At 39.8% G+C, this 26,074-nt stretch carries 28 protein-coding genes; 12 read left to right on the plus strand and 16 right to left on the minus strand.

From position 1 onward, the window contains the following. Positions 1–1,389, minus strand: a complete 1,389-nt coding sequence (locus tag HS960_RS26395; protein WP_182330884.1) for a TolC family protein — start codon at positions 1,387–1,389, stop codon at positions 1–3. Between the two features lie 170 nt (positions 1,390–1,559). On the opposite strand from HS960_RS26395, the gene HS960_RS26400 reads away from it, so the two are divergent. Next, the gene (locus HS960_RS26400; protein WP_075993841.1) at positions 1,560–2,570 is read left to right on the plus strand and encodes a sensor histidine kinase; all 1,011 of its coding nucleotides are present in this window, start codon (positions 1,560–1,562) and stop codon (positions 2,568–2,570) included. Between the two features lie 3 nt (positions 2,571–2,573). Then, positions 2,574–3,269 carry a LytR/AlgR family response regulator transcription factor gene (locus HS960_RS26405; RefSeq protein ID WP_075993840.1) on the plus strand — a complete coding sequence of 232 codons (696 nt, stop codon included), beginning with the start codon at positions 2,574–2,576 and terminating at the stop codon, positions 3,267–3,269. 98 nt (positions 3,270–3,367) lie between these two features. Here HS960_RS26405 and HS960_RS26410 read toward each other — a convergent pair whose 3' ends face one another. Then, positions 3,368–3,844, minus strand: a complete 477-nt coding sequence (locus HS960_RS26410; RefSeq protein ID WP_159731609.1) for an OsmC family protein — start codon at positions 3,842–3,844, stop codon at positions 3,368–3,370. Positions 3,845–4,223: 379 nt separating this feature from the next. Between HS960_RS26410 and lpdA the strand changes: the two genes are divergently transcribed. Continuing rightward, positions 4,224–5,627, plus strand: a complete 1,404-nt coding sequence (lpdA, locus tag HS960_RS26415; RefSeq protein ID WP_159731607.1) for a dihydrolipoyl dehydrogenase — start codon at positions 4,224–4,226, stop codon at positions 5,625–5,627. Between the two features lie 149 nt (positions 5,628–5,776). Then, positions 5,777–6,346, plus strand: a complete 570-nt coding sequence (locus HS960_RS26420) for a Crp/Fnr family transcriptional regulator (protein WP_153845230.1) — start codon at positions 5,777–5,779, stop codon at positions 6,344–6,346. Positions 6,347–6,383: 37 nt separating this feature from the next. On the opposite strand, the gene HS960_RS26425 is transcribed toward HS960_RS26420, so the two are convergent. After that, the gene (locus tag HS960_RS26425) at positions 6,384–7,280 is read right to left on the minus strand and encodes a LysR family transcriptional regulator (RefSeq protein ID WP_159731605.1); all 897 of its coding nucleotides are present in this window, start codon (positions 7,278–7,280) and stop codon (positions 6,384–6,386) included. Positions 7,281–7,377: 97 nt separating this feature from the next. Here HS960_RS26425 and HS960_RS26430 point away from each other — a divergent pair, with 97 nt between their 5' ends. Then, complete coding sequence (locus HS960_RS26430; RefSeq protein ID WP_182330885.1) at positions 7,378–7,989, plus strand: NAD(P)H-dependent oxidoreductase; 612 nt, start codon at positions 7,378–7,380, stop codon at positions 7,987–7,989. Positions 7,990–8,070: 81 nt separating this feature from the next. Further along, positions 8,071–8,361, plus strand: coding sequence for a putative quinol monooxygenase (locus tag HS960_RS26435; RefSeq protein WP_182330886.1), 291 nt, complete (start codon positions 8,071–8,073; stop codon positions 8,359–8,361). A gap of 145 nt (positions 8,362–8,506) precedes the next feature. Here HS960_RS26435 and HS960_RS26440 read toward each other — a convergent pair whose 3' ends face one another. The 6 genes from HS960_RS26440 to HS960_RS26465 all read right to left on the minus strand — a co-directional run bounded on the left by HS960_RS26440 (position 8,507) and on the right by HS960_RS26465 (position 13,665). Further along, the gene (locus HS960_RS26440) at positions 8,507–8,830 is read right to left on the minus strand and encodes a hypothetical protein (RefSeq protein WP_159731599.1); all 324 of its coding nucleotides are present in this window, start codon (positions 8,828–8,830) and stop codon (positions 8,507–8,509) included. A 97-nt stretch (positions 8,831–8,927) separates the two neighbouring features. Continuing rightward, the gene (locus HS960_RS26445) at positions 8,928–9,659 is read right to left on the minus strand and encodes a glutamine amidotransferase-related protein (protein ID WP_159731597.1); all 732 of its coding nucleotides are present in this window, start codon (positions 9,657–9,659) and stop codon (positions 8,928–8,930) included. An 11-nt stretch (positions 9,660–9,670) separates the two neighbouring features. Further along, the gene (locus HS960_RS26450; RefSeq protein ID WP_182330887.1) at positions 9,671–10,402 is read right to left on the minus strand and encodes a YggS family pyridoxal phosphate-dependent enzyme; all 732 of its coding nucleotides are present in this window, start codon (positions 10,400–10,402) and stop codon (positions 9,671–9,673) included. Continuing rightward, positions 10,395–10,934: a GNAT family N-acetyltransferase gene (locus tag HS960_RS26455; protein ID WP_120336308.1), complete on the minus strand. Its 540-nt coding sequence runs from the start codon at positions 10,932–10,934 to the stop codon at positions 10,395–10,397. Before HS960_RS26455 ends, HS960_RS26450 begins: the two co-directional genes overlap by 8 nt. Continuing rightward, on the minus strand, positions 10,931–11,557 hold the full coding sequence (locus HS960_RS26460; protein WP_182330888.1) for an FMN-binding negative transcriptional regulator: 627 nt from the start codon (positions 11,555–11,557) through the stop codon (positions 10,931–10,933). The genes HS960_RS26455 and HS960_RS26460 overlap by 4 nt, the downstream gene beginning before the upstream one ends. A 293-nt stretch (positions 11,558–11,850) precedes the next feature. After that, entirely contained in the window at positions 11,851–13,665 is a 1,815-nt protein-coding gene (locus HS960_RS26465; RefSeq protein WP_159731589.1) for a mechanosensitive ion channel family protein, read from the minus strand. 271 nt (positions 13,666–13,936) lie between these two features. On the opposite strand from HS960_RS26465, the gene HS960_RS26470 reads away from it, so the two are divergent. Continuing rightward, positions 13,937–16,405: a glutaminase family protein gene (locus HS960_RS26470; protein WP_182333323.1), complete on the plus strand. Its 2,469-nt coding sequence runs from the start codon at positions 13,937–13,939 to the stop codon at positions 16,403–16,405. A gap of 95 nt (positions 16,406–16,500) precedes the next feature. Here HS960_RS26470 and HS960_RS26475 read toward each other — a convergent pair whose 3' ends face one another. The 3 genes from HS960_RS26475 to HS960_RS26485 all read right to left on the minus strand — a co-directional run bounded on the left by HS960_RS26475 (position 16,501) and on the right by HS960_RS26485 (position 20,156). Next, on the minus strand, positions 16,501–16,998 hold the full coding sequence (locus tag HS960_RS26475) for a DUF1062 domain-containing protein (protein ID WP_202883721.1): 498 nt from the start codon (positions 16,996–16,998) through the stop codon (positions 16,501–16,503). Between the two features lie 498 nt (positions 16,999–17,496). Continuing rightward, positions 17,497–19,416, minus strand: a complete 1,920-nt coding sequence (locus HS960_RS26480; RefSeq protein ID WP_182330889.1) for a sensor histidine kinase — start codon at positions 19,414–19,416, stop codon at positions 17,497–17,499. Further along, on the minus strand, positions 19,413–20,156 hold the full coding sequence (locus tag HS960_RS26485; protein ID WP_153845239.1) for a LytR/AlgR family response regulator transcription factor: 744 nt from the start codon (positions 20,154–20,156) through the stop codon (positions 19,413–19,415). Before HS960_RS26485 ends, HS960_RS26480 begins: the two co-directional genes overlap by 4 nt. A 187-nt stretch (positions 20,157–20,343) precedes the next feature. Here HS960_RS26485 and HS960_RS26490 point away from each other — a divergent pair, with 187 nt between their 5' ends. The 4 genes from HS960_RS26490 (at position 20,344) to HS960_RS26505 (ending at position 22,671) form a co-directional block, all read left to right on the plus strand. Continuing rightward, a complete protein-coding gene (locus HS960_RS26490; protein ID WP_153845240.1) occupies positions 20,344–20,997 on the plus strand; it encodes a Pr6Pr family membrane protein in 654 nt (217 codons plus the stop codon). 73 nt (positions 20,998–21,070) lie between these two features. After that, positions 21,071–21,592, plus strand: coding sequence for a hypothetical protein (locus tag HS960_RS26495; RefSeq protein WP_153845241.1), 522 nt, complete (start codon positions 21,071–21,073; stop codon positions 21,590–21,592). A gap of 148 nt (positions 21,593–21,740) precedes the next feature. Continuing rightward, on the plus strand, positions 21,741–22,148 hold the full coding sequence (locus HS960_RS26500; RefSeq protein ID WP_075993825.1) for a VOC family protein: 408 nt from the start codon (positions 21,741–21,743) through the stop codon (positions 22,146–22,148). A gap of 259 nt (positions 22,149–22,407) precedes the next feature. Beyond that, complete coding sequence (locus HS960_RS26505; RefSeq protein WP_088162559.1) at positions 22,408–22,671, plus strand: hypothetical protein; 264 nt, start codon at positions 22,408–22,410, stop codon at positions 22,669–22,671. Positions 22,672–22,714: 43 nt separating this feature from the next. Here HS960_RS26505 and HS960_RS26510 read toward each other — a convergent pair whose 3' ends face one another. The 3 genes from HS960_RS26510 to HS960_RS26520 form a co-directional block, all read right to left on the minus strand. After that, entirely contained in the window at positions 22,715–22,999 is a 285-nt protein-coding gene (locus HS960_RS26510; protein WP_182330890.1) for a hypothetical protein, read from the minus strand. Then, positions 22,993–23,760, minus strand: a complete 768-nt coding sequence (locus tag HS960_RS26515; RefSeq protein ID WP_088162557.1) for a hypothetical protein — start codon at positions 23,758–23,760, stop codon at positions 22,993–22,995. The genes HS960_RS26510 and HS960_RS26515 overlap by 7 nt, the downstream gene beginning before the upstream one ends. Positions 23,761–24,110: 350 nt before the next feature. Beyond that, positions 24,111–24,731, minus strand: coding sequence for an HPP family protein (locus tag HS960_RS26520; protein ID WP_153845242.1), 621 nt, complete (start codon positions 24,729–24,731; stop codon positions 24,111–24,113). 511 nt (positions 24,732–25,242) lie between these two features. Between HS960_RS26520 and HS960_RS26525 the strand changes: the two genes are divergently transcribed. After that, the gene (locus HS960_RS26525) at positions 25,243–25,701 is read left to right on the plus strand and encodes a VOC family protein (protein WP_153845243.1); all 459 of its coding nucleotides are present in this window, start codon (positions 25,243–25,245) and stop codon (positions 25,699–25,701) included. On the opposite strand, the gene HS960_RS26530 is transcribed toward HS960_RS26525, so the two are convergent. After that, positions 25,698–26,036 (minus strand): winged helix-turn-helix transcriptional regulator, encoded by a 339-nt coding sequence (locus HS960_RS26530; protein WP_115050077.1) that lies wholly within the window; start codon positions 26,034–26,036, stop codon positions 25,698–25,700. The genes HS960_RS26525 and HS960_RS26530 overlap by 4 nt on opposite strands. Positions 26,037–26,074 lie beyond the last annotated feature (38 nt).

Below are 26,074 nucleotides of genomic sequence, written 5' to 3' on the forward strand. Positions count from 1 at the left end.
TTATAGTTCTTTGTTGAAAATATCAAAATCTCCCGCAGCTGCGGCTTTTAGTAAAAGCGACTGCCAAAGATTGATGTGGACGATCTCTCGATCGGTTTCGGCTCTATTTAATGTGTAAAAGGTCTGCGTCACGTCGACAAGTGTCGCTAGGCCGTTTTTATACATCGTCATTTTTTGATTGTAAGCTTGCTGAGCTGCCGAAACTTGTCGGGGAGCTTCTAGATCACTTTTTAGGGCCAATTGGATTTTTACATCAGCGGCATCCAGCTGTGCTGTCAATTGGGCTTCGGCAGTTTGGTATTCTTCTCTTAGGGCATCATTCGTAAAGCGCTGTGCACTGATTTTTTTATTGATACGCGCAATCGAAGTCAGATTCCAGTTTATGCCCAATCCCAAGAGATAATTTTGCCTACTGGGACGAACCCCTTGCCAATAATTTGTGCTATATGCTTGTAAATCCGTAATGTAGTCGCTCTTAAAACCAGATCCTCTTGTCTGAAAGACCCCAAAGGCGCTTACAGTGGGAAGATACTCTTTGGTTGATAGTTTCAATTGTTGTTCGCCAAGTTCAATTTTACTTTTATAAAATTGCAGAATAGGATTACTTTCAATCAAGTTGCCTGAAAGCGGAGTTAGCTGTATAGGAGTTTTCTGAACCAGAACAGTATCTATTTCGAGGTTTTTCGCTGGAATCCCCATCAATACCGTCAACTTATTGTTTTGCTCCTTAACATTTTCACGGGCCTGATTGAGACTGATTTTTGCGCGCGATACTTCCGCTGAAGCAAGTGTAGAATCTACTCCGGGCAATATTCCGTTTTTTACTTTGGTGGCAGCAATATTTAAAAATACCAGTGCACGGTCCAGATTCATCTGTTGATTTTTTTCCAATCGTTGACTAGCCAATAAATTGAGGTAAGCCGCAGCAATCTTGATTTTATGCTGGAACTGTTCCTGACCGAGATCGGCCTGTAGTCGTTTGGTATCGGATTTGGCTAATTCGATACGTTCTTTTTTTCGTCCAAAGGTGTAAATGTCCCAATTGACATTGGCTAAGTAAAGCGCACCAAATGCGGCATTCCAATTTTGTTCTGGAAGAGCGGCTCCCGAAGAAGCTACACCCAGCCCACCAAATCCATACAGTGGACCATTTTGTCCGTTGACTGTTCCAAAGTCCTGTTGGGCTACGATGTTCAGATTGGGCCAAAAGTCGCGTTTGACTTGTTCATTGGTCTGCAGGGAGGACTGGAGATAATATTCCTTTGCCTTGATATTTCCATAATTTGCAATACCCTGTTCTACGGCATCGCGGAGCGTAAGCTTCTGAGCGAAGGAAGAGGAGGTCGCAAGTGATACAGCCAATGACAGCACTAAATTCAATTTCAGCATAGGTTATCTATCATTTTATGGACACGAAGATAACGATGAGATGAACTGTGATGTCCCTTTAAAATGATCTATAGCGTTTAAAAGTGACCAATTTAATTCGTCATTTATTTTTCTGCTGTTATAAACTTAAAACTTTTACTTTGTAACAGATTTTTAACAAAAAAAGGATTATGAGAAAGGTTTTTGAGAACAAGATCATACAGGAGATCGTGCTATTGATCTTTTCGTTTATCCTCTTTACTTTGAACGATTGGATTTTGATCCTGAGCTGGAAGGGATTTTTGATGGGGGTGTTCTATTTCTTGATCCTTTATGCGCATGCACAATTGAATCGCTTTTTCCTGTTGCCATTGCTACTTAAGAAGAATAAACCGCTGTTGTATATTTTGGCTTCGGTGGCAACACTACTAGTTTTTGCACTCATATTAAAAGAGCTAACGGATAACGTGATCTACAAGAATTGTTTTCTTTACAAGAATCTTGTTCAGAAAACGTTCCATTATCAATTTGGTGTATTATTGGGTTCGTTGATCTGTATATTGGGTAGTATCCAATTTATTGAATTTTATCGCTTTCAGCGTGTGAAGACCCGACGTGAACTGCTTTCCAATCAGACGCAATTGTCCCATTTAAAAAAACAGCTCAATCCACATTTTTTATTCAATACATTGAATACCATTTATGGTATTAATTTGAAGTACCCGGAACGTACCTCCGAATTGATCATCAAAGTTTCCCAGCTTCTCCGTTATCAGATGGAGAGCAGCGATCGGGAATTTGTTGCGATGGATGATGAGATCGATTTTATCTCAAGTTATATCGAGCTGGAGCGTGAACGGTTAGGCTATCGCACAAAAATTGAATTTGATTATCAAAAAGAAGAAGATATCAATTATCAGATAGCGCCGATGCTATTGATTACTTTCGTAGAAAATGCTTTTAAACACGGAACCTGCAGTATTGAAGATTGTTTTGTACATATTTCGATCAAGATTGAAAAAGGGAACTTATATTTGCATGTACGGAATTCTGTTCCCGTCAAGAAAAGGAATGTTTTTTCGGCGAAAATAGGTCTGGAAAATACAATGGCGCGATTAAAACTTTTGTATCCTAATCGATATACATTAACGACAAATTCCAAAAAAGAGGAGTATGAGGTGTCATTGGTTATAAATCTTTAAACAATGAATAAAAATAGCTGTATTGTGGTTGATGACGAACCTGCGGCGCATTATGTACTGGTAAATTATATTGAAAGAAGTACTGATCTGCAGTTGGTCGCTCAATGTTATAATGCTTTTGAGGCATTGGATTTTCTTCGGGAGAACAAAGTAGATTTAATCTTCCTGGATATTGAAATGCCCGAAATTAATGGGATGGAGTTTCTGAAGATGCTGGATAACCCACCCAAAACGATTTTGACAACAGCATATTCCGAATACGCATTGGAGAGTTATGATTACGGCGTTGTTGATTATTTATTAAAACCTATTTCATTTCCCCGTTTTTTTAAGGCTGTTCAACGTTTTTTATCCTATAACACGGCTGTGTCGCCCCAGGAAGAAGAGCCCAAATCAATTAGTATACGCATGGATGGCCGTATTATTGACGTTAAATTATCGCAGATCGATTTTATCCAGAGCTTTGGCAATTACGTGAAAATTGTCACTCCTAGTCAGACATTTTTGACCGCAAGCACTACCCAGCAAATTCTCACACAGGTGCCGGCCTCAAAGTTTATCCGTATCCACAAATCTTACATTGCTTCGATCAATAAGGTGATCAAATATGAGCATGGTATGGTACAGATCAATAATACGTCCCTACCGGTCGGTATTACTTTCCGTCGGGAGTTACAGGAGCGGCTAGCCAATAAATAGCGCTAAGCTATGTCGTAATTCGATCAGGTATCGCCGTTCTTGTCAATTCACAGCATATCATGTCACAGCATATCATGTGAAGAAGAAAGTTCATTCATTTAGCTGGATGTGCTGATGCTGACGTTGGGGGTGTGCAAGACCGGGAAGTTTACTGAATTGGCAATAAAACAATATTCACTTGCTTTTTTATGTAATTCAATGGCTTGTGCAATCATCGTTGAATCTTTTACCCGGACCGAAGGATTTAGCGTGACTTCTTTAAAACGGCCTTTTCCATTTTCTTCTTCAAGCATGATCGCTGTTGCATGGTCAATATATTCTTCTACAATAATTTTATTGACCGAGCAGAAATGCAGGTACCATAACATATGGCAGGAGGACAGGGAGGCAAGTAATAGTTCTTCGGGATTGTGTTTGCTGGGGTCTCCCAGGAACGCTGGATCCGAAGAACCTTCAATCTCGGCTTTGCCGTCAATGCTAATGCGATGGCTTCTTTCGTAGTTTTTATAATGATCGGTTCCGCTGCCGCGATTTCCTGTCCACGTAATTGTGGCGACGTAATTATGCTGTTTCATTTGAAAATAATCGTTTGACGCTGTTGGTGCTAATCTGGAAGCAAGTTAAAAAAATATGCCTTTATCCTAAACATAAACACAATCTCTTCTGCGTAGAATTGACTTTCATATTATTTTTTTGATCTACTTTTTTTATTTATAATATACTGATTGGTATTTTATTTGTAGGTTTGTACTGATTTTAATTAAATCCAATATTTATGAATAATACGGTGTTTTCTACCGTTTTTAAATATACCTTTTGGTATTTTATTTTATGTTATGATTGGCGTATATATTGAAATTTTTATAGTAGCCTTTTGGATGGCAACTATGCGGGGCGTACTTGTAAGACCTTTTTTGGTCGTGAATAATTCTGTTAACTAAAAATAGTTCGTATATGGAACAATATGATTTGGTTGTCATTGGGTCTGGCCCAGGCGGCTATGTTGCGGCGATTCGCAGTGCCCAATTGGGGTATAAAACCGCACTTGTAGAGAAATATGATACATTGGGTGGTACCTGCACCAATGTGGGCTGTATTCCCACAAAGGCAATTTTGGATAGTACACATCATTATCATGAAGCACAGCATCATTTTGCTGCACACGGGATTCAGGTAGGGGGACTATCGGTTGACTTTGGTCGGCTGTATGCGCGTAAAGATAAAGTGGTGTTGCAAAATACGCAGGGGCTGAATTTCCTGATGAAAAAGAATAAGGTTACGGTGATCCATGGAACGGCCTCTTTTGTCAATAATTCAACGGTGGAGATTGCTACATCAGCGGGGGAGCGGCTGTCCCTTGGAGCAAAGAAATTTATCATCGCTACAGGGTCCAAACCAGCGACAGTTCCGGGAGTAACCATAGATAAAAAACGTATCATAAGCTCAACAGAGGCGTTGTCTTTGCAAGAGAAGCCAGATAAAATCGTTATTATCGGTGGCGGTGTAATTGGGGTAGAGATGGCATCCATATTTAATAGATTGGGTTGTGAGGTCACGATTATTGAATATGCCGATCGCCTCCTTGCCAATATGGATCATGAATTGGGGGATGCATTGAAAAAGATACTGCTGCATGATGGCATTAAAATTTTGCTTGAACAGGCTGTTTACAAAACAGAAAATATAGGCGCTGCGGCAAACGTTTTCTTTAGGGATCGAGTTGGTAACGAGCAGCAGTTACAGGCGGATTATATTTTGGTGGCTGTCGGACGGAAAGCATTTACAACGGGGCTTGGACTGGAAAATACGGCTGTCCAACTGGATGCGAGAGGGATGATCGTTACCAACGAGCAGTTACAGACGGCCGTTCCCCACATCTATGCTATTGGTGATGTGATCGGCGGAGCTATGCTGGCTCATAAAGCTGAAGAAGAAGCAATCTTTGTTGTCGAACATATGGACGGCCAAAAACCAAAGGTACATTACGATCGGATCCCAAGTGTGGTTTATACCTGGCCCGAAGTGGCTTCTGTTGGCGCAACAGAAGAGGAGCTCAAAGCAAAGGGTATAGCGTATACGATTGGAAAATTCCCGTTTTCCGCAAATGCCCGTGCCCGTGCAGGGATGGATACACAAGGATTTGTAAAAGTGTTAGCCGATCCTAAATATGGCGAACTATTGGGAGTTCATATCATTGGAGCACGTGCCGCCGATCTGATCGCTCAAGGTGTTTTGGGCTTGGAATATGAAATCACCGCCGATAGCATGTCAAGAGTGTCTTATGCACATCCTACTTATTCGGAGGTCTTGAAGGAAGCGCATACCATTGCTTCGGGACGGCCATCCGTAAATATATAAGTATCCTATGCGTCTTTTCGGCGAAGAACAAAACGTATTTCTTTTAGAAGAGCTAAGCGTATTCCCTTCGTAGAAAAGGCGCTGCTTGTCTATTTTTTTGGATACAAACATCAATTTATCTATGTTTGTTATGTATCAGGCTTTAATTTATGGACAAACAGCTATTGTTGGACAGTATTCAGAAAGAGATCGACCTCACGGAAGATGAAATCGTACGCCTATTGGCTGTTGTGAAATCCAAAAAAGTGAAGAAGAAACAATATTTGCTGTTGGAGGGCGATCTGAGCAGGTATGCTCTTTTTGTCGCTTCGGGTTGTCTACGAAGTTATTGCGTGGATGAAAATGGCTTTCAGTATATTCAACAGTTTGCTCCTGAAGGCTGGTGGATCGGCGATATGTATAGTTTGGTGACCGGAAAACCGGGCAACCTATACATTGATGCGGTATTTGAATCTGAGGTATGGATGATTTCCAAAGTAGATCTGCATCGGCTCTATCAGGAGATTCCGAAACTGAATGTCTATTTTCGGATACTTGCCGAAAATGCATTGGTTTATTATCAAAGTCGATCGATGGAGAATCTCCGTCTAGCTGCCAAAGAACGTTACGAAAAGTTCTGTACACGTTATCCTACATTGATCGACTGTCTTCCGCAGAAACAAGTTGCGGCATATATTGGCGTTACGCCCGAATTTTTAAGCAAAATGTTGCATCAATAGCGGAAATCGGGCTATCGGCAAGAAATTGTCCGGTGATCTACCATTTCTCTTTTAACAGCGTTTCCAATTGACCGATTTCTTCCTGATACATGGTTTTCTTTCTCGTTCCAAAGTAAAGTATATTCTCCACGGGAGAGGTCCCTTCCCAGATTAGTTTTATTTTTCCGGATGCAAGTGCTTCGGCACAAAGAAAGTCGGGAACAATGGAAAAACCAGTATTGTTGCTCAAGCAGCGTATGATTGAGCTGATATTTGGGACGATATAATTGGGGCTGAAGTCTGGATGTTCGCCAAAGTGTGTCGACCAATAGTTTTTTAAATGATCCATATCGGCAGCCGTGCTATACCACAATTGTTTTTTTAGAAGCTGGGCTGCTTCCTTAATTTTATTGTCGTTCAGCAGTGCTTCGAGTGTGGATGTGTCGGTCTGACAACCTGCAATCAAGACAATGCGCTCTTTTGAGAAAGCTTCGTATTGTAGATTCTGCTGGTTTCCTTTTTGAGGCGTAATAATAAGATCCAATAAACCATTATCAAGATCCTGCTGCATCTGAGGATATTCTCCAAATTTGATAATTAAATTAAAGGGGAGCTGTGCAATATGTTCTTCCAATGTGTATTGAAATGTCTCAAAACACATTCCGATACTGATTGTGACACGTTCGTCCAATGCGCGTTTGTGAAAATGCTGTTCACCGGTTTCTAGTTTTTTAAGCGGGTCAATAACATAGTTGTACAAGATTTTCCCCTTTTCGGTCGGCACCATTCTTCGCGCAGATCGATCAAAAAGCTTGTGCCCGGTAAAGGCTTCCAGGGAATTCAGATGTAGGCTGACACCAGGTTGAGAAATAAACAATTCCTGTGCCGCTGCAGATAATGTTCCGGTTTCATAAATTGCCTTAAATGTACGAAGCCATTCTAAGTTCCATTTCATAGTTATTATTTTTATGATACAAATATACAATTTAAATTATTTGTATGATTTAAAAATATGATAGAAATTTGTGTTATCAATAAGAAAAATTATAGAAATGAAAATATTTATTATCAACGGCGGACAGAAATTCGCACACTCGGGTGGTTCTTTCAATACCACAATAACAAATTGGACTGTTGAAACATTGGCTGAAAATGGACTTGAAACAAGGGTAACCAATATCAACGATGATTTTGATCCAATGGTTGAAGTTGAAAATTTTAAATGGGCAGACATTATCGTTTACCATTTCCCTGTATGGTGGTTTCAGGTTCCGAACCGTCTGAAGCTCTATATCGATGAAGTTTTTACGGCGGGTCACAACAACGTTATCTATAAAAATGATGGTCGTTCACGTAAGAATCCGGCCATTAATTATGGTACCGGAGGTTTGATGCATGGTAAAAAATACATGGTGACTTCGAGCTGGAATGCTCCTGAGACAGCCTTTACAATGGAAAATGAGTTTTTTGATCAGCATTCAGTTGATGCCGGTGTTTTATTCGGTTTTCACAAGATGAATCAGTTTGCAGGATTGGAACATCTGGGAAGCTTCCATTTTCATGATATGGAGAAGGGTGCGTCTCAAGAACGTGTCGACAATTACGAAAAGGAATATAAACAATATGTGGAAGAGGTCTTCCATTTGGAAACTACGTTGAACTAAAAATTTATTGATCGATAAATCGCTTTATCCATGGCGTTATTGCGATGAAAAGAGTAAATTACCAAAATAAAAATCAATAACATGAAGGTATATTTAACCGCAATTTTAAAGGCAGTTCCTGCACATCGGGAAGAAGTATTGGCATTATTGTTAGAAATGGTCGAAGCAAGTAGAAAGGAAGAAGCTTATATACAGTACGATCTGCACCAGGTAAACAGTGATGAAAACCAGTTTATATTTTATGAAATCTGGGAAGATCAGGCGGGCTTGGATGCGCATAATCAACAACCTTATATTGTAGCATTCGGAAAAGTTGCCGCTGAAAAATTGCAGGAAGCGCCTCAAATTATATTAATGAATAAAATCGCTTAATTTACAATGTGGCCTGTAAGGATCGTATTGAAAAGATAGCAAAGAATATCATGTAGTGGATGATGTGTACAGGCGGAAGATATTAACTATAATTGAAGTATTGGTGGGTACCAAAATCATTTGTGTTGCCTTGAATAAGCTTGTTTTATTCTGATTTAGTGACGCGAATGATTTTGTTGGTACCTTGCTGAACAGCGACATCGACTTTATTTCGTTGCGTGTAGCTCTGTTGCAGGAGGTTCAATTTTTTGGCCAGTTGACCATCCTGATTGTCCAGCCAGAAGGTGGCAGCCATAATACCAATTTGAACTCTATAACTGGAATCAGTTTCCGGAACAAGCTGCTCGATAACCTGATGTTGATACCAAGTGAGGTTTTTATTTTCTTTTTGGGAAACACAGGCGTGTAGGAGAATTGCCAGAAGGGCTAGATAGCCCATTTTTAAAAGTTGACCGCGTCTTAGGTTCATCAATAGTTTTTTTGTGTTACACCAAATCTACTATTTTTTATCCAACGAATGAATTACTACTGTAAATTTTTACCCTCCTCGTTTAGACAGATACGCTTCATTTATTTACTAGGCTTTTCGTGTATGCACATTCAAGCAAATCTAAAAATGTATGAAGTTTGCTGTTCATTTGGCTGTAATCATAAGCCTGAATTTCGTCAGGTGATTGGACAAACTGCTGCGATTGGCTTTGAAGAAAGAGATCTTCTTCTGCAGCTATCAAAAGCCGGACGACTTCAGTAGTAAGTTCCATATGGCATTGAAATCCGTAAACGAGATTTGTATAGCGAACAATTTGTCGAGGGCAGCCGACGCTGCTTGCTAAGATTTTACTTTCAGGGGTAAGTCCAGGCATATCGTTGTGCCAATGTCCGACCGGTAATGGGCTGCCAAAATGTGCTATTTTGCTGTCGTTTATTCCTTCCTCTGTGAGCGTGATGGGGAAAACTCCAATTTCCTTTTGCGGACTATGTCTGTACGTTGCCGACAGCGCTTCGCCAATCAATTGTGCGCCCAGACATATACCAACAACCGCCTTGCCTGCATCAATACATCGGCGGATAAAAGCAATTTCGGCCTTAGCGTCAAAATAAGGGTATTCGGACGGGGATGAATCTGGACTTTGAGGTCCGCCCATAATGATCAATATATCGATGGAATCGATTTCTTCCGGCAGACGGTCCTGTTGATAGACCTGGGAAAAGGTGAGCTCATGCTGTTGTTTTTCCGCCCAGGTTAAATAGGCCCCGGGTGCTTCAAAAACTTCGTGTTGTATAAAATGTATCCGCATTGGTTTTTATGTTATAGGTTCTCATTCCAGTAATAACTATCTGGAGTAGGACGCCGTCCAAAAATTGCCGTGCCTACCCTGACAATCGTAGCGCCCTCCGCTATCGCTATCTCTAGATCTCCGCTCATGCCCATCGACAATTCTTGCATCGATACACCGGGAATAGCTAGGGCTATAATCTGTCGTTGAATATGTTTGAGCAATTGAAAACAGGCTCGTACCTGTTCGGCCTCGGCACTCAATATACCGATAGTCATCAGTCCTTTAATCTTTAGTGTGCTTAATGTCGCTATTTGCTGAACCAGGCCGATCACTTCCTCTGGGGCAGCGCCGTACTTGCTCTCTTCGAAGGAAGTATTTACCTGAATGAGCACTTCCATGCTTTTATCTTGTTTTAAAAGTCGCTGATGCAATTTTTCGGCGAGATCTATACGATCGATCGAATGGATGCAGGATACGTTGCATTTGAGCAGATCCTTGATCTTATTGGTTTGAAGATGACCAATAAAATGATTGACATGGGGAACAGCGTTTAAATACTCAAATTTGTCTTTCAGTTCCTGCACTTTATTTTCAGCAATTAAGGTTTGACCAGTTTGTAGTGCGATTTCGATACGTTCGGCAGGTACGGTTTTAGTGGCCAGCAATAATTTTACCTCGCGGGGATCGCGACGGTTTGCTTTGCAGGCTTCGTCTATACGTTGTTGTATGACCTGTATATTTTCTGCTATAAACTCATGCATGTGGTTGTACTGTTTTTTTCATCATGATATCTATTTGTTTATCGTCACCCAGTTGAAAAATATGCTGGTCGAATGCGACAAAACCATTTTTCTGATAGAAATTGATTGCCCGCAAGTTTTTTTCCCAAACACCAAGCCAGATAAATGAAGCTGCTTTTATTTGGGCTAAGGCTAGCGCTTTTTCAAACAATAACTGCCCCACTTTTCTACCCTGAAATTCCTGTAATACATAAATGCGTTCAATTTCTAATGCCTGGGGGCACTGTTGTTCGGTCTGGGCCTGGCCGGTATTTACTTTTAGGTAGCCAATAACATCATTTTTCAAGACAGCGAAGTAAAATTCAGATTCGTTATCGCAGAGCTCGGACAATAATTTTTCCTTTGAAAACCCTTCGGCCAGATAGGTCTTCATATTTTCTTCGGTGTTCGTGTCTGAAAAGGTCTGAATAAATGTTGCTTTTCCTATTTGCTGCAGCAGGTCAATATCTGTTAGTTTTACCTGCGTGATTTCTATGTCAGTGTGTGTGTTCATTTTTTTTCGTTACTTATTGATCCATTTTTCATTGCTGCAGCAATATTTCTTTCGAGCTCATTGTCGCTATTTTTTAGAAAATCACGGATACGCTGTCTTTCCGTTTCACTTTTATTTTGACTTAATTTTTTTTGGCCCTGTAAATCCGTAACGACAAGTTCGAAGGCGACGATACCTCGCGTCATACCACTTTTAAAACGATCGGAAAGGCTTTCCCATTGTGTTAAATAGGCTTCGTCGTAACTCAGGATCATCTGTTCTAGGGCTTTACTTTTTGCTATTTCGTCTGTAAGGATGGATGCAAGGCCATAGGCATGTACAGCGATGTAATCCCAAGTTGGCACACTTTCTTCCTTGTCATAGTGTTGTGGTGAGATATAAGCATGTGGTTCGGAGAAAATAACCAATGACGGCGTATTTTCGATATAATTGGCTTGTTCGTTTGCGCGAGCGAAGTGTGATGTTAAAAGCAGCTGATCTTTATCTGTACGGATGTGGAAGGGGAGCTGTGTGGCTATTGGAATCCCCTCTTTAATCGATACAATGGTCGCAAAACTATATTGTTGCATAAATTCAACCTTTTCTGCGTAATCTTCGAACTGGAAATGTTTGGGTACATACATGCAAATAGCTATTTCTTGATTTTATCCAAAATTACAGCCAATAGATGCAACTGAGCTAGTCCAATTTGAATAATGTAGCTGGTCCAGTGTTCATTTATTGCGCGGGCTGACTGGTGTTCACGCAATCCAGGGATGTCGTTTGGCCTGACAGAGTCGAAGCCGAAGAGCTAATCTATGTTTTACATCTTTAGTTAACAAGCTCACAACAGTGGATGAATTCAACAGGATATGTATACCGGTCAAAACGCATTAGATGTTCTTTGCAGTAATCAGCTAAAAATTGTGCTTTCAGATCAGTTATTGTACGAGCTGTTGGGCATTTTTGGATTATATTGTTGTACATGGTCAACTTTGGCAAATATGTGTGGGCCATTCATCTCAATTCCTGCAGCTAGAAAGTCATCCAAGATCGATTGAAAAATTTCAGATTTTGCCAGTTCAATTTCCCCAGATTTAGCGATGTACACATTCAGTTCATAGAGGACATAGAAGTCGTCTAATTTTTTTTGTAAGACAAATGGCGCGGGGTTAAGGTTGACCCTTTTTATTCGGGGTGGGATGTTCAGTAGCAATTCGTGTATACGTTGCCAAGGTTCTTCATAACCGACTGTCAATTCCACCTGAAAGCAGATTCCATCTTCTGAGAAGGTAGAATAATTGACGGTATTTCCGGAAAGTACCGAGGAATTGGGGATGGTAATTTCTTCATTTTTTATCGTTCGAAGCCTTGTTACCAGTGGTGATTTTTCGATAACCACGCCTGTTTTGTCGGCGATAGTGATACGGTCTCCGATACGGAAAGGACGCATATAGGTGATCACAAGTCCCGCTATGATATTGGAAATCGCAGAAGATGATCCTAAAGAGAATAGGACACCAATAAATACGGATATTCCTTTAAAGATATCTGAATTTGCGCCGGGTAGGTACGGGAATATGAGCACCAGTGTGAAGGCTTGGAGCAGAAAGCGAACAATAGTAAAGGTAGGCATGGCAAAATCGCGATGAAAGCCATTAACCTCTAATTTGCCTTTGTCAATTTCGGTAAAAATATACTTTATGAATCGAACGGCGTAACGCATGACAACGAGTATGACAAATACGGTAATCAGATTGGGAATATAATCCCAAATTGCCAAAACTGCAGTCTTCAGGGGCTTTGTGAAAAGTCCAATGAGATTGGATGCCCAGCTTTGTGTAAATGGAAACACACTGAAGACAATCGGCAGCATGATAAAGGCAATGAGGACGATCAAGCCCCAGCGTAAGATATTTATTGCATTAATAAACATCCGTGTTTTTTGTACCGAAGTGACAAGGACGTAATTTTTGATCTTAATGTCTTTGATCCGTTGTGTTCTCTCCGTTAATATACGTCGTGTACCATATTTTTTCAATTTGTTTATCAATAGAATCAATATCGAAAAAACGACGAGAATGAGAAATACAAGCCCAATACGGGTAAGAAGTTTTGTAATGCTGTTGTCTGCACGTTCCGTTGTGATTGAATCCTGAATTCTTTTTAGGTAGTTTGCAGCAATCTCTTCTTTGCTTTTTCCTTCCAGTAGTGCATCAAGTTCTGTGACGGAAGTTATGACGAGATCTTTATAAATGATGTCGGCACTGATTTCGTTGTTTTCGATTTTAAACGAGTCTACTTTCACAAAATCATCTTCATATAGATTATGGATTCTGCTGACCACATTGTAAGCTCGGTCTTTGGCTAATGATGATCCAAGTTTATTGTAGATATAGAATAGCGTATCCTGAAATGGTGCTACCGCATATCTTTTTGTGTTTTTTTTGATGGAGTCTACTTTAACTTTCAGCTGCTGCTTCCGAAGGTTATTTTCTTCGTCAAACTCATTCAGCTGCTGTTTTAAATTTTCCTTTTTGGGGCTATTTTGACTTTTAAGATCGGCAATTTCATGCTGAAGCTTTACCCGTTCAAGAGAATCATTAATTTGCTGTTGTCTGATTCCGTTCAGAAGGGAACTCAGATCCAGTTCTTTTTTATTGACCGAATCGGTTTCTTGTGCATAAAGCTGTGTGCTCGTTGAAAAAAGACAAGATATGGTCATTAAGAAATAAACGTAAATACTTCTCATTGTGTTGTTGGTAAAATTGAATGCCGATGGATATAGGTCATTTTGCGCATAACGATCGGACAGGTTCTCAAAGATAATAATTATCTTGATTAGAAGGCAGATCGTCAAATATGATATAAATTGAAGATAAAATGATACGATGCGACAGCTGAATTTAATTTATTCCGACTTTCTTTGTTAAAACGATTGGGCATATGCTCAATAGGGAAAACTGTATAGCTAATTTTATCCAAAAAATATGATTAAACCTTTTCAAAAATCTATTTATGCAATGAACAAACTTGGGAAGATAGGTCTCTGTGTTATTGTGGCCTGTGTTTCCACTGTTTTAGATGGACAAGCCCAAGAGCGCAAAGCTCCGGCTTATCCATTAATTACACACAACCCCAATTTTAGTATATGGTCCATGACGGACCAGCTTCATGCGTCTACAACGAAACACTGGACAGACGCTGATCACTCGCTGTTGGGCTTAATTGATGTTGATGGTAATATTTATCGTTTTCTTGGCAAAGAAGAGCCTAGTTATGCGGTTATTCTACCGACTTCGGAAGATAAATCTTATACGGTACAATATACTGAATCAAAACCTCAAGGCGGCTGGGAGTCTTCCGTTTATAAGACGAATACGTGGAAATCTGGACTTGCACCCATTGGTGATGATGCGCAACAGGTAAAGACGCTTTGGAAATCGGACGATATCTGGGTGAGACGTGAGTTTTCCGTAACGGATCCGAAGGGTATCAATGAGCTGTTTCTAAAACTCAATCATGATGATAATATAGAAGTATTTTTGAATGGGAAGAAGGTTTACGAAAAGGTAGGTTGGACTAACAGCTTTCAATATTTACCGATTGACAAGGCGAATCTGAGGGCTGGGCAAAATCATATTGCCATCCATTTGAAGAATAGTGCCGGCGGTCGTTACCTGGATTTTGGTTTGGTCGACAGGCTCAAAGAGCGTGGGCCACGAATTCAAGAAGCCGTGCAAAAAGATGTGGAAATAACAGCGACGCGTACGGTCTATAACTTTCAGGCTGGTAAGGTGGATCTGAAACTAAGCTTTACGTCGCCTTTGCTTATGGATGATCTGAATTTATTGGCTCGACCGGTGAGCTATATCACGTATAACGTAAAAGCAAACGATGGCAAGCAACATGCTGTTAAAGTTTTTCTAAGTGCATCCACAAATATTGCGGTGTATAAGCCTTCACAGGAAGTAACCGCCGAAAAATATGAAACGGCAAAATTGTCGGTACTAAAAGCGGGAACGGTCGAACAGCCTATTTTGCAGAAAGGTGCCGATGATATGCGGATAGACTGGGGTTATTTTTATGTTGCTTCACCAAAGCAGGATAAAACGCAACAGTTTATTAGTCCGAGGGGCGGAGCCGTCGACGCCTTTAGAAAGGGAACAACGACTGCTGCAAAAACTGTTAAGGGTACCTCACTTGCGCTGAACACGGTCATTCCATTTGGCAATGTGGGCGCGAAAGCGGAGGAACGTTTTGTTGAGGTAGGCTACGATGAAATTTATGCGATTCAGTATTTCAAAAATAATCTGCGACCATGGTGGAACAATTCGGGCAAAGAAACGATGGAAAATCAGCTGACTTTGGCTGCAGATGAGTATCGTAATGTGCTCGATAAGTGTGTGGCATTCGACAAAGCGGTTTATGCGGATGCGCTAAAATCGGGTGGAAAAGAATATGCACATCTTAGTGTGCTAGCTTATCGCCAAAGTATAGCCGCACATACCTTGGTAAAAAGTCCACAAAATGAACTGTTATGGCTTTCCAAAGAAAATAATAGTGGTGGTTTTATCAATACGGTGGATGTCACTTATCCTTCAGCACCATTGTATTTGATCTATAATCCGGAGCTGTTGAAAGGGATGCTAACTGGAATATTTTATTTTAGCGAGAGCGGTAAATATCCATATCCTTGGGCGGCTCACGATTTGGGTACGTATCCATTGGCCAATGGTCAAACCTATGGTGAACCTATGCCTGTGGAGGAATCGGGCAATATGATTATTTTAACTGCGGCAATCGCGAAAGTGCAAGGGAATGGGGACTATGCAAGGAAGCATTGGAAAACATTGACAACTTGGGTAGATTATCTCGTTAAAGATGGCTTTGACCCTAAAACGCAGCTCTGTACAGACGATTTTGCTGGTCATCTTGCACGAAATGCCAATTTATCTGTTAAAGCTATTGTGGGCATTGCCTGTTATGCGCAGCTAGCGGAGGCCATTGGTGAAACTGCAATCGCAAAAAAATACCGTGCAATTGCGGAGGAAATGGTTCCGAAATGGATGGAAATGGCAGATGCGGGCGACCATTACGCGCTGACATTTGATGATAAAAATACCTGGAGTCAAAAATATAATTTGATCTGGGACAAAGTGTTGGGATTGAATCTGTTTCCTCAAAAAGTGTATGATGCGGAAATTAAGTATTACCTGACCAAGCAAAATAGATTCGGCATACCATTGGATAGTCGCAAAGCGTACACCAAAAATGACTGGATTCTTTGGACAGCATCATTTGCTCCATCAAAAGAAGCATTTGAAGCTTTGGTGAAACCAGTCTATAATCATGCGATTCAAACGGAATCCCGTGTCCCATTAAATGATTTTTATGATTCGACTACGGGGATCCGTGAAAACTTTAAGGCGCGTAGTGTTGTTGGAGGTTTTTACATGAAACTTTTAGCGGATATAATGAAACAAAAATAAATAATGCCAATGAGCAGGGGGAGAACCTGCAATGAAATTTAGTTTGTGTTTAGTTAATAAGACGGCGGGCAATTATAGGATTGCTCGCCGTTTGTTTATCGGGTTATGCGTTTCAATGCTTCACATGATATTTTCACAATATCCTCATGTTTGACGCGATGTTTTTTTTCTAGAAATTTTCCATGTACAGTAATTGCCTGCATAGTGATGAGTCGGTCGAGCTGCTTGGATGATAGTTTTAAACAGTTACGAATGACGGTGGATAGTTTGAGCTGAAAGCTGAATGCATAGATGACTTTGAAGGATAAGGTGTCGTCGTTTATGCTGTGTAAATTTTCAATGAACCGCTGTTCATGCTGTATTTCATATTTGATGGTATCGAAATCTGCTTCAAGATTGTTCTTTTTTCTGATTTCTGTTGAAAAAGCATATAGCCATGCTAGTTCCCTGTTGTTTTCCTGAAATCTATGAAACAGTTCCTTGTTGATAGATTCGGGGCTGGTACGGGAAATAATGGTCATATTGTAGGTGTTATCACATTTGATACATCTATAAATCAACCAAACGTCGATATTTTTTTTCTGTGCATTCATTCTGAACTTTTCACTGCAGTAGAACCTATCACTATCGCAATGGCTGCAGGATCTTTTGAGAAGGGGAGTATTGTGTGCTTTGACCTCCCAGATATATTCTTTTCGCATGAGTTGTAGTCGCGCTTAATATTCTTTATTTGATTTTTGATATTATCGACGATATTGGAAAGGATGGGATGTGGTATTTTAAATACTGAAATAGCATAAAATACTGTCCTGAGCTGACAATACCGAGAATAATAGGGTGAAATGAAAACCTGTTCGGATAGGAGTTACCCGAATAAAAGAATGATTAGCCTGTGGTTTGTGAGGCTAAATTATGCGACTATAAATTTGAAAATTGTGTTCAAAACGCTATTTCGTTGGTTTATAAACGAATTTAATTAATTTAATTGATTTTCCATGGATAACGAATGAAATTGCGCTACAATTTATATCCTATCTTAATATTAGATGACAAGTTGAATGCGCTGTAGTTTGTTTAAATAATATAAATCGTTAATAGGTAATTGGTATAAGAAGTGTGACCGTGGTGCCTGCAGTTGGGTTTTTGGTGATCTGTACACTTGCTTTCTTGCCCAACAGCTGCATGCGTTCACGACTGATCGTCCCAGAAAGTGAACGATGGGATATTTCAGGAATGTCTGGATTGACTTTGCCGCTATCTTGAATGCTCACTCTTAGTACATCTGCTGAAAGTTCAAATTGGATGTCAATACGGCTATTGCCCGTTTCGAGGTCTATACCATGCAGAATTGCATTTTCAACATAGGGTTGTATCAGCATTGGCGGTAGCATGACCGCACTTAAATCTTGATCTTCAGGTTGTGTGATGTGGTAATCAAAAGCATCTTCAAAACGCATTTGCTGTAAGATCAAATAGTTTTCTAAGGTTTCAAGTTCCTCATTTAATGGAACGAGGTTTTCACGGCTTAATTCGAGATTACTACGTAATAGTCGGCTGAAACGGTTTAAATATTTGATGGCATTTTCTTTTTTATCCAGGCGCATGAAGCTCTGTACAGCGGAAAGGGTATTGAAAATAAAGTGCGGTTCCATCTGTGTGCGCAACAACTGCTGCTGCAATAAAACCTTTTCTTTCTCTTGTATGGAACGACGCTGGCGAAAACTGTAATATAGGAAGAAAAGTATGATGATCAATAAAATAAGGGCTAACGAAGAAATGATCAGTCCTAAGCGATTTTGTTGTAGCTGAAGTTTATTGATCTTGATATTTTCGTTCAGTATACGAATAGACTGATCTTTCGCCTGGAGTTGATATAGGGCATTCATTTCTGCGATCGCTTGTGTATTCTCCGATTGGTAAATACCCCTTTGTAATTGCACAAGGTGATTTAATACGTCTATAGCTGCTTTATCTTTTCCTTGCAGGTGATAGACGGCTGCGAGACTGTTTTGAAATGTAATTTCGTTGTTGGGAAAGATCAATTTGGGAAACTGCGCTTTAAGTTTGCTGGCTTTTTGGATGAATTTTTCTCCCAATGCCGGTTTATTTAATGAAACATAGATTGCGGCTACATTACTGTAATCTACAAATAAATTGTTCATCAGTATAGAGGACGCTGTTTGTTGGTGCAAGCGTTCATCTATTGCTATTTTTAGCAACTCGTAATGTAAAATGGAATCCGGTTTTTTAGCCGTTTCATAGTATTGGATCTTCGAATCGTAAAGAAAACTAATGTTGTATTTGTCTGGATTTTTAGCGTGTAATTCTTCGAGTTGATGAAGGAAGGGGGCGATATCTTCTGCTGGCCGTTGTAAGGTGTTCAGCGTCTGTATCATTTGTACCAATACGCGTTGTCGGTTAATATGTCCTTCAGGAAGTGAATCAATTAGGGGGAGTACCGAACGATTCATTTTTTCTGCAAGGTTATACTGGAAAGAGCTCAAGTTGTTTTGGGCAGCGGACAATAATATTGCTGATTTTGCTTCGGTTGACAGTCCTGCAGCGGTGTCCGATAAAACAATCGTGGCGGCTTTGTTGTAATAATAGCCCGCTTCGCGTTGTTTTGCTTCTATGCTACGGATGTTCCCTATGCCATTGTAAATAAGTGCTTTGTATTTTGCGTTTCCAGTGGTGGGTTCAATGAGTTCAAGCGCCTGTTGAACAAAAAAAAGAGCCGAATCTTGACCGCTCATAGCATAGAGTCGTGCCAGGTAATATTTTACACGGGCAGCGAGTACCGTGTCTTTTTTTACGGTGGAATTCTGGTCTAACGTTAACCAGGCCTGTTTGATGGAATCCCCATTTGCTGCAGTTAATTTTTGATCTTCGAGCGTTTTAATCTGTGCAGCAATAGCATCATGGTCGGGCGATAATCCGTCTTTCTTTTGAGCGCAAGCAATAAAAAACAAAGGCAGTAGTAGCCAAGGGAAAATGCGGTTCAGTGCGCTCATTTTTCTGGGAAAAGCTGATTTAAGATCGAATTTTTTCTGCGTGATGAAATTGGAATTTCCTCTTTGTTTTTTAAGACAATATACTCGGAACGATTGACACCAGAAATATGCGACCTGTTGACAAGATACGATTGATGGGTGCGTAAGAAATAAGGCTGTGGCAATAATTCTTCATAATATTTGAGGGGTTTAGAGATTAACTCTTTGGTACCATCATTTAAAAAGAAAAGAGTATAGGGACCGTCTCCTTTGCAGTATACGATGTTGTGAACAGGGACGATACGTACATGGTGTATGGAAGACAAGGCAATGCTTTCGGGAAGTTCGCTGGCATGTAAAGCTTCTTGTGCCATTGATAAACGTTTCATCCATTGGGGATTATTTTCGCTTTTACGCCGGTAACGTTCTAAGGCTTCGTTTAGTTCGGTTTGATCGACCGGTTTCAAGAGATAATCCAAAGCACCGTATTTGATGGCTTTGATTGCAAAATGATTGTAGGCCGTAATGAAAATAATATTCTGTGGAATAACGGTTAGCTTTTTTAGGATGTCAAATGCTGTACCATCACGGAGCTGAATATCCATGAGTATAACGTCTGGTTGTTTCTCTTCAATCAATTTTACAGCATTTGTCACCGTATCGCTCCAGCCAACAAGTTCAACGTCAGTTTCCTGTTGGACCAAATAGCTGATTTCTTTGCGTACGGCGGGTTCATCCTCGATAATGGCTACTCTAATCATTTATCAATACTTTATAGCGTATAAAAATAATAATTGTAAGTAAGGAAACTGAATCCATTTACAATTCGTTGCAATTATTTACAATCTGGATTCCGGGTTCGAACGGCGGTGAATTGGATTTGATCATTTAAAATTCCAAATAGCGATTGAAATTTTTATATTTAGTATTGTATAGACCACTCGTAATATGGAGACTCAAAGTTCATTAAAATCGGTTTTTGCTGGTAGCATTGGTTTGATTACCTTGTTTGCAATCGTTGGGCAATTTGTATTAAGCGCTCTTGTCTCAAAGCTTGGCCGCATGGACTATATTGTTCAGTTTTTTAGTTATTTTACGATTCTAGGTAATGTAATGGTACTGCTATGCTGTTTTTTTACTGTTTTCTGGTCAAAAAGTCGAGTTGGCCTATTTTTTACTAAACCCGAAACAATTACTGCCGTAACATTATACATTCTTATTGTCGGAATTATCTATAATACCATACTCCGCTTTCTGTCGCATCCACAGGGTTTATCAATGGTAGTTGACGAATTATTGCATGTGGTCACTCCTTTGAGTTTTTTTCTTTTTTGGTGGCGTTTTTTGGACAAGGGAACAATCCGTTGGAGTCATATTTTTTACTGGTTGATCTTCCCATTAGTCTATCTTTTTTATACGTTGTGGCATGGTTCATTTTCTGGGTTTTATCCGTATCCTTTTGTCAATGTTTCCGAATTGGGAATGGACAGGGTTCTTTTGAACAGTTTTGGAGTAACCTTGGTTTTCGTTGCAATTGGTGCATTATTGATCGTATTGGGAAAATGGCAAAACAAACGGCATTCTCAACGGATTAAAAAATAAGAAAACTCAAAGCTTGTCGATGTTGTTATATGACTAGAACAGCGTTCTATTTTTTACTTTAATTGAATTGAAAATGGTTATACGATTTTTTGTCTGTGTCTCTTTGGTATTATGTGCGATATGTTGTTTTGGTCAAGTTGATGTTGATAAAATGCGAGCCGAGTACGCTACTGCTGTTCAAAATAAGAAACTCTGTGAAGCGAATCTGAAATTATTGGAGGGAGCTGCCAATTCCGCAACGGAGAAGGGATACCTCGCTGCTTATGAAATATTATGGGCGAAACATATGGGCAATCCGTTTACAAAACTAGGTCAATTCAAGAAAGGGAAAAAGCTTTTGGAGGAAATGATCATGAAATATCCCGATAATATCGATTTACGTTTTATTCGTTGGAGTGTGCAGACACATGCACCCTCTTTTTTAAGCTATAGTAAGGATCGATTGCGGGACAAGGAATATTTGGTGCACAACTTACATAAATTGCCCAATCCTAAGGGGCGAGAAGTGATCTATACGTATTTAAAAGAAGCAAATAGTTATCTCAAAGGTGATCATGTGTTTTCACAGGCCGAATTGAATGAGCTCTCTAAGTAACAAGCGATCTATATAACGAGCTATCCATATAAGGTATGGTCATTCCGCTGCTTATTCATTGATGCTGCATAAAAATCTTCGCATAGGTCAAGTTTTTTTTGGGTGAAAATTTTCAACTTTGCATGATCAATAGCAATTAAACTTTAAAATGATGAAACAGATATTTATTAATCTCGTCGTAGCCGATGTGAATAAGTCAATGGATTTTTATACACAATTGGGCTTTACGAATAATCCTCAGTTTTCCGACGAACAAGGCAAATGTATGGTTTGGAGTGAGCATATTTTTGTGATGCTTTTATCTCCGGATAAATTTAAAACATTTACAGAAAAACCGCTTGCAGATACAAAAAAACAGATTGCAGCACTACTTTCACTTTCTGTTTCTGGTTTGGATCGTGTGAACGAAATTGTTGATAATGGATTGAAAGCCGGAGGCATTGAACCAACGCCAATGAAAGACTACGGTTTTATGCAACAGCGAAGTATTGAAGATTTTGACGGTCATACCTGGGAGATATTTTATATGGATATGAGCAAATTTCCAGCGGCATAGAAATCATATCGGAATAATCGGTTATCGTAAAGTCCCTTGCAGTAATGTAAGGGACTTTTTCTTTTGTTGTAAAGGTAGCGAAGTAGCTGAATGCCGACCATTGCTGATGCCGATTTTTTTATCGGTGCTGCGAATATTAAACCATCGGATGCGAATTATAGTTGTGCCTTGCGAAAAGCTCGGCTAGGGCTTACATTTGACAACATATCCGTTTGCTGTTTAGATAAACGAATGGCCAACAAATCATAAAACTTGACACATGTTTAAAAATAAAAAGCTCAGCAAAAACCCACTTCATTATGTTTATGCGGTGATATGGTTGGTGTTATTTGGTTCCATCGCTTACTACGTTTATTCGGGAGCGGCATTTAAACCCGAGAATGGTAAAATTCACCTCGTAGCTATACTTATTGCGTGGGTGGTGGAGTATCTGGGGCTTACAATTACAAGTCTACTCTTCTTATTGTATGGGATCTATCGGGCCATGACAACCGTTTTAGCGGATGTGAAGGATAATTTGTAAAAGAGCGTTTTTGGCTTACTAGTCAAAAACGCTCCTGTATAAGCTATGAAATAGCGGTATCCAATAGGTCATAGAGACTTTTGATCAAGGCCCGTATTTGGCTGCCATGCCGATCGGAAAATGAAAACTCATCTGCAAATCGGTTTGCTCCTCTCAAAAACTCCCGAAGCTGTTGTACATCCGCTGTAGTTGATGTGCCTGAAAATTTATTCTCATAAAGAAGAACATAGTCTAAAAACGGTTGAGCTGACTGGTTGAGTGAAACATCCTGTTTCAATAGCGTCAGAAGTTGCAGATAATGCGCTTTTATGTATTCAATAGTTACCATGGTAAAGGAATTTCTTGTACTAGTTGTTTAAAGGCATCGTCTCTGACAGCTGCAGGGATAAATAGCTGAATTGCTTTGCCTGGCAGATGGGGGTTGATTACGCCTGCGGCAATGGGTTGTCTTGCGGTGGTCCCCTGCCATACTTTTAGTGTTTTGGCTTGTGGCACTTCATAGCGGTAGAATTTACTGAAGTTGTTCCATGCCGGTTGAACGGCAGTACCGCCGATTACGTCGCCAACGGATTTTGGAATCTCTTTGGTCCAGTAGCCGCCAGCAGGATTTCCGCCAGTGACACGATATATTTTGGTGCCTGCGGGTAGTTCTGTCGCTGTAGCGTCCACAAAGTTGGCTGCTTCAACAGCAGGTAAATCTAAATCGGGGTTATTCCATGGGCTGTTTTTTCCATTGGCTAAGCCATTCGGTACATAATCAGATTTTTCTATTCCAGGGATATTGTTCCAGTCTTCAATATATACTCTTTGATGATAAATACTTTGTGCTGTTTCTAGGTTATTCAGCAGAGCAGCCTTATCCTTGGACTTAGAAAATGTCTCTTTGAGTTTGGTTTGGTCCAAACCTTTTGCTATCCAATTGTTTAATTTGGCTTTGGTGCCTGTTCCTAAAGATTTTTCGAGGTCGTCCATCCAACTGGTCGAATTTTCAATATCATCGATTGGATCCTTATCCGAGGAACAATTAACGACAAGTTGACTTGTGAAGATTAACAGAATCAACAGTACTGTTTGAGTAAATCTGGTCATGATTGGTTTACGTTGTTAGTATATAATTAAATGTAATTAACAAAATAGTTAACGTGTTTTTTAAATAATGGTTTTGATTTAAGTGGTTATTTGTTAAATAATTATTCTTATAGAAATACTTTTGTGTATTAATATGTATTTTATCTGTGAAATTAGGTAATTGTTAAAATTTATGCAAGTTTAATTTGAGAATTTACTTAATTTAAAGGAAAAGTAATTTTATAGATTATAGTGGTTTGCTATTCTCAAAATAGATCATTCTAGCTTCTTCTTTGGCGAATTTTGCTTGGGTATGAATCAAGTACCCATTCTATCCGATAGATTTGGATAGAATGAGGGATTCCAGCACGTTATAAGTGTGACGGGCTCTTGGCGCGATCAAAACGGGTTTTTAGATGCTGCCTTCTTGAACGGCGTAAACGTGATTTTTTTACAGGATAATGTCTCTTTTTCGTGATATTGTTAAAGATTAGAGCTACCAGGAATAAAATTATGCAACCTGATAGTACTGGACTTAATACGTACCAATATCCCATTGAAGAGATCTTTGTTCCGCTGCTGACCGCAATGAGTGCAGTTGCTCCACCAGGAGGATGCAGTGTGCGAGTATGCTGCATACAAACAATGGACAGGGCAACCGCAAAGGGAGCTGTCAGCCAGATAATATCGGGAAGGAGCTGTGCAACGGTAACCCCGGCGATTGCAGAAACAACGTGGCCGCCGATTAAATTGCGTGGCTGTGCAAGTGGACTTTGTATGGCCCCATAAACCAAAACCGAGGAAGCTCCGAAAGAACCTATCAAAAAGATATTTTCCAGCGAAGGTAAATGAAGTGATTGGATATAGGCGATAATAAATATCCCAACAAATGCACCAATAAATGACCAAAAATGTTCCCAAGGATCGACTAATGTCTCTCTATAGATCACATATCTATAGATCCGTAATTGTCTGTGAAGATGCTGTTTCATTTTATTTGCAAATATATGTAGACCAAGGGCTTTAAACTTTGCGCATTCTATCTTGATTTTTGAAGAATTTATAACATTCGATTTCTTATGCTGGATGTCACGATACTTTGGCAGCAAAGTCCATCGAGATGATGTCTAAGGAATGCTCCATTTTTATAGACTCATGGTAGTTACAAAGCTTTTGGCTCTTGTTCAGATCGAAAAATTTACCGGGCAAAAGTACACTAAAATAATAAGATCTATCTCCTGTAATTTAAAATCTCCCTTTTGATACCGCTAGTTTTAACGTATACTCTTTTCTCGTCCAATGGGATTGGTGGATAGTTTTCTGTCCGATCTTTCAGGATCATTTTATGCTATAAGTAAGTGGATGTTAGTTTGATAAAATTGGTTCCATTGCGGCGCGCAACGTGGATCTGTTGGTTTTCGATCCGACCAGTGCAACTTACAATTTTGTAAGTTGTTCCAGTCTCCGGAAAAACACATTAGTTTTGTTCAAAAATTATACGCTATGGAATTGAAAGATAATATTGTGGGTTTTCATCACCTGTCGATTAAGGCTCAGGATTTTGATAAGACGATTGGATTTTATGGAAATCTTGGTTTTATTGTCGTGCATGAATGGTCGTTACCCGAGTTCAATTTAGAACGCTGCGCCATGCTTTTTAATGCCTCTATTGGCTATTATTTGGAAATTTGTGATAAGAATGCTGCTATTCCAACGCAGGGAAGAAGGCGTATAGAAGGGGAGGAGTATGTCGAGAATGCGCTACTTCATTTGTGTTTTACGGTAGAAGATGCCGAAGATGCCCGAATACAGGCTCTCGCCCATGGTGCAGAGGATTTGAGTGCCGGTGTTTTTGAACTCAGGCTCAGTCAAGGTAAAAAAGATGTTTTTGTACGCAACAGCCTCGTTTATAGTCCAAATGGAGAGGTGATTGAATTTTTGGAGCGGGTTGATTTTAGTTAAGGATGGTCGTTGTTAAACCCAGAAAGGGCTGCCAATAGGGGTTTTAGCTGATGACTTTTGTCGGTTAGTGAATAGACAGATGCTGTTTTACTTCGGTCTTTTTGAATGAGTCCATCCAGCTGCAATTCTTTCAATTGTTTCGCAAGTGTACGATCGCTTACTTGGGGCAGAAGAATTTTGAATTCCGAATAGTTTGTGTCCTGCTCGAGGAGTTTGAATAGAATGGAAAGTTTCCATCGACCACTGAATAATGCCAACGTTTTTGAGGCGTTACAGAACTGTTGTAATGTTTTTTCATTGATTGCATTCGTCGAATTTTCTTTGCGGTCTGTCATAGCTGCTAATATCGAAAAAAATGTGAAGAGTCACCAAG

Origin of the sequence: Sphingobacterium paramultivorum, assembly GCF_014109745.1 — a bacterium.
Classification (GTDB): Bacteria; Bacteroidota; Bacteroidia; order Sphingobacteriales; family Sphingobacteriaceae; genus Sphingobacterium; species Sphingobacterium paramultivorum.

What these genes read in the sequence shown, in the direction of transcription:
- HS960_RS26395 (WP_182330884.1), bottom strand. Translation starts at nt 1,389, where the DNA reads ATGCTGAAATTGAATTTAGTGCTGTCATTGGCTGTATCACTTGCGACC.
- HS960_RS26400 (WP_075993841.1), top strand. Translation starts at nt 1,560, where the DNA reads ATGAGAAAGGTTTTTGAGAACAAGATCATACAGGAGATCGTGCTATTG.
- HS960_RS26405 (WP_075993840.1), top strand. Translation starts at nt 2,574, where the DNA reads ATGAATAAAAATAGCTGTATTGTGGTTGATGACGAACCTGCGGCGCAT.
- HS960_RS26410 (WP_159731609.1), bottom strand. Translation starts at nt 3,844, where the DNA reads ATGAAACAGCATAATTACGTCGCCACAATTACGTGGACAGGAAATCGC.
- lpdA (WP_159731607.1), top strand. Translation starts at nt 4,224, where the DNA reads ATGGAACAATATGATTTGGTTGTCATTGGGTCTGGCCCAGGCGGCTAT.
- HS960_RS26420 (WP_153845230.1), top strand. Translation starts at nt 5,777, where the DNA reads ATGGACAAACAGCTATTGTTGGACAGTATTCAGAAAGAGATCGACCTC.
- HS960_RS26425 (WP_159731605.1), bottom strand. Translation starts at nt 7,280, where the DNA reads ATGAAATGGAACTTAGAATGGCTTCGTACATTTAAGGCAATTTATGAA.
- HS960_RS26430 (WP_182330885.1), top strand. Translation starts at nt 7,378, where the DNA reads ATGAAAATATTTATTATCAACGGCGGACAGAAATTCGCACACTCGGGT.
- HS960_RS26435 (WP_182330886.1), top strand. Translation starts at nt 8,071, where the DNA reads ATGAAGGTATATTTAACCGCAATTTTAAAGGCAGTTCCTGCACATCGG.
- HS960_RS26440 (WP_159731599.1), bottom strand. Translation starts at nt 8,830, where the DNA reads ATGAACCTAAGACGCGGTCAACTTTTAAAAATGGGCTATCTAGCCCTT.
- HS960_RS26445 (WP_159731597.1), bottom strand. Translation starts at nt 9,659, where the DNA reads ATGCGGATACATTTTATACAACACGAAGTTTTTGAAGCACCCGGGGCC.
- HS960_RS26450 (WP_182330887.1), bottom strand. Translation starts at nt 10,402, where the DNA reads ATGCATGAGTTTATAGCAGAAAATATACAGGTCATACAACAACGTATA.
- HS960_RS26455 (WP_120336308.1), bottom strand. Translation starts at nt 10,934, where the DNA reads ATGAACACACACACTGACATAGAAATCACGCAGGTAAAACTAACAGAT.
- HS960_RS26460 (WP_182330888.1), bottom strand. Translation starts at nt 11,557, where the DNA reads ATGTATGTACCCAAACATTTCCAGTTCGAAGATTACGCAGAAAAGGTT.
- HS960_RS26465 (WP_159731589.1), bottom strand. Translation starts at nt 13,665, where the DNA reads ATGAGAAGTATTTACGTTTATTTCTTAATGACCATATCTTGTCTTTTT.
- HS960_RS26470 (WP_182333323.1), top strand. Translation starts at nt 13,937, where the DNA reads ATGAACAAACTTGGGAAGATAGGTCTCTGTGTTATTGTGGCCTGTGTT.
- HS960_RS26475 (WP_202883721.1), bottom strand. Translation starts at nt 16,998, where the DNA reads ATGAATGCACAGAAAAAAAATATCGACGTTTGGTTGATTTATAGATGT.
- HS960_RS26480 (WP_182330889.1), bottom strand. Translation starts at nt 19,416, where the DNA reads ATGAGCGCACTGAACCGCATTTTCCCTTGGCTACTACTGCCTTTGTTT.
- HS960_RS26485 (WP_153845239.1), bottom strand. Translation starts at nt 20,156, where the DNA reads ATGATTAGAGTAGCCATTATCGAGGATGAACCCGCCGTACGCAAAGAA.
- HS960_RS26490 (WP_153845240.1), top strand. Translation starts at nt 20,344, where the DNA reads ATGGAGACTCAAAGTTCATTAAAATCGGTTTTTGCTGGTAGCATTGGT.
- HS960_RS26495 (WP_153845241.1), top strand. Translation starts at nt 21,071, where the DNA reads ATGGTTATACGATTTTTTGTCTGTGTCTCTTTGGTATTATGTGCGATA.
- HS960_RS26500 (WP_075993825.1), top strand. Translation starts at nt 21,741, where the DNA reads ATGATGAAACAGATATTTATTAATCTCGTCGTAGCCGATGTGAATAAG.
- HS960_RS26505 (WP_088162559.1), top strand. Translation starts at nt 22,408, where the DNA reads ATGTTTAAAAATAAAAAGCTCAGCAAAAACCCACTTCATTATGTTTAT.
- HS960_RS26510 (WP_182330890.1), bottom strand. Translation starts at nt 22,999, where the DNA reads ATGGTAACTATTGAATACATAAAAGCGCATTATCTGCAACTTCTGACG.
- HS960_RS26515 (WP_088162557.1), bottom strand. Translation starts at nt 23,760, where the DNA reads ATGACCAGATTTACTCAAACAGTACTGTTGATTCTGTTAATCTTCACA.
- HS960_RS26520 (WP_153845242.1), bottom strand. Translation starts at nt 24,731, where the DNA reads ATGAAACAGCATCTTCACAGACAATTACGGATCTATAGATATGTGATC.
- HS960_RS26525 (WP_153845243.1), top strand. Translation starts at nt 25,243, where the DNA reads ATGGAATTGAAAGATAATATTGTGGGTTTTCATCACCTGTCGATTAAG.
- HS960_RS26530 (WP_115050077.1), bottom strand. Translation starts at nt 26,036, where the DNA reads ATGACAGACCGCAAAGAAAATTCGACGAATGCAATCAATGAAAAAACA.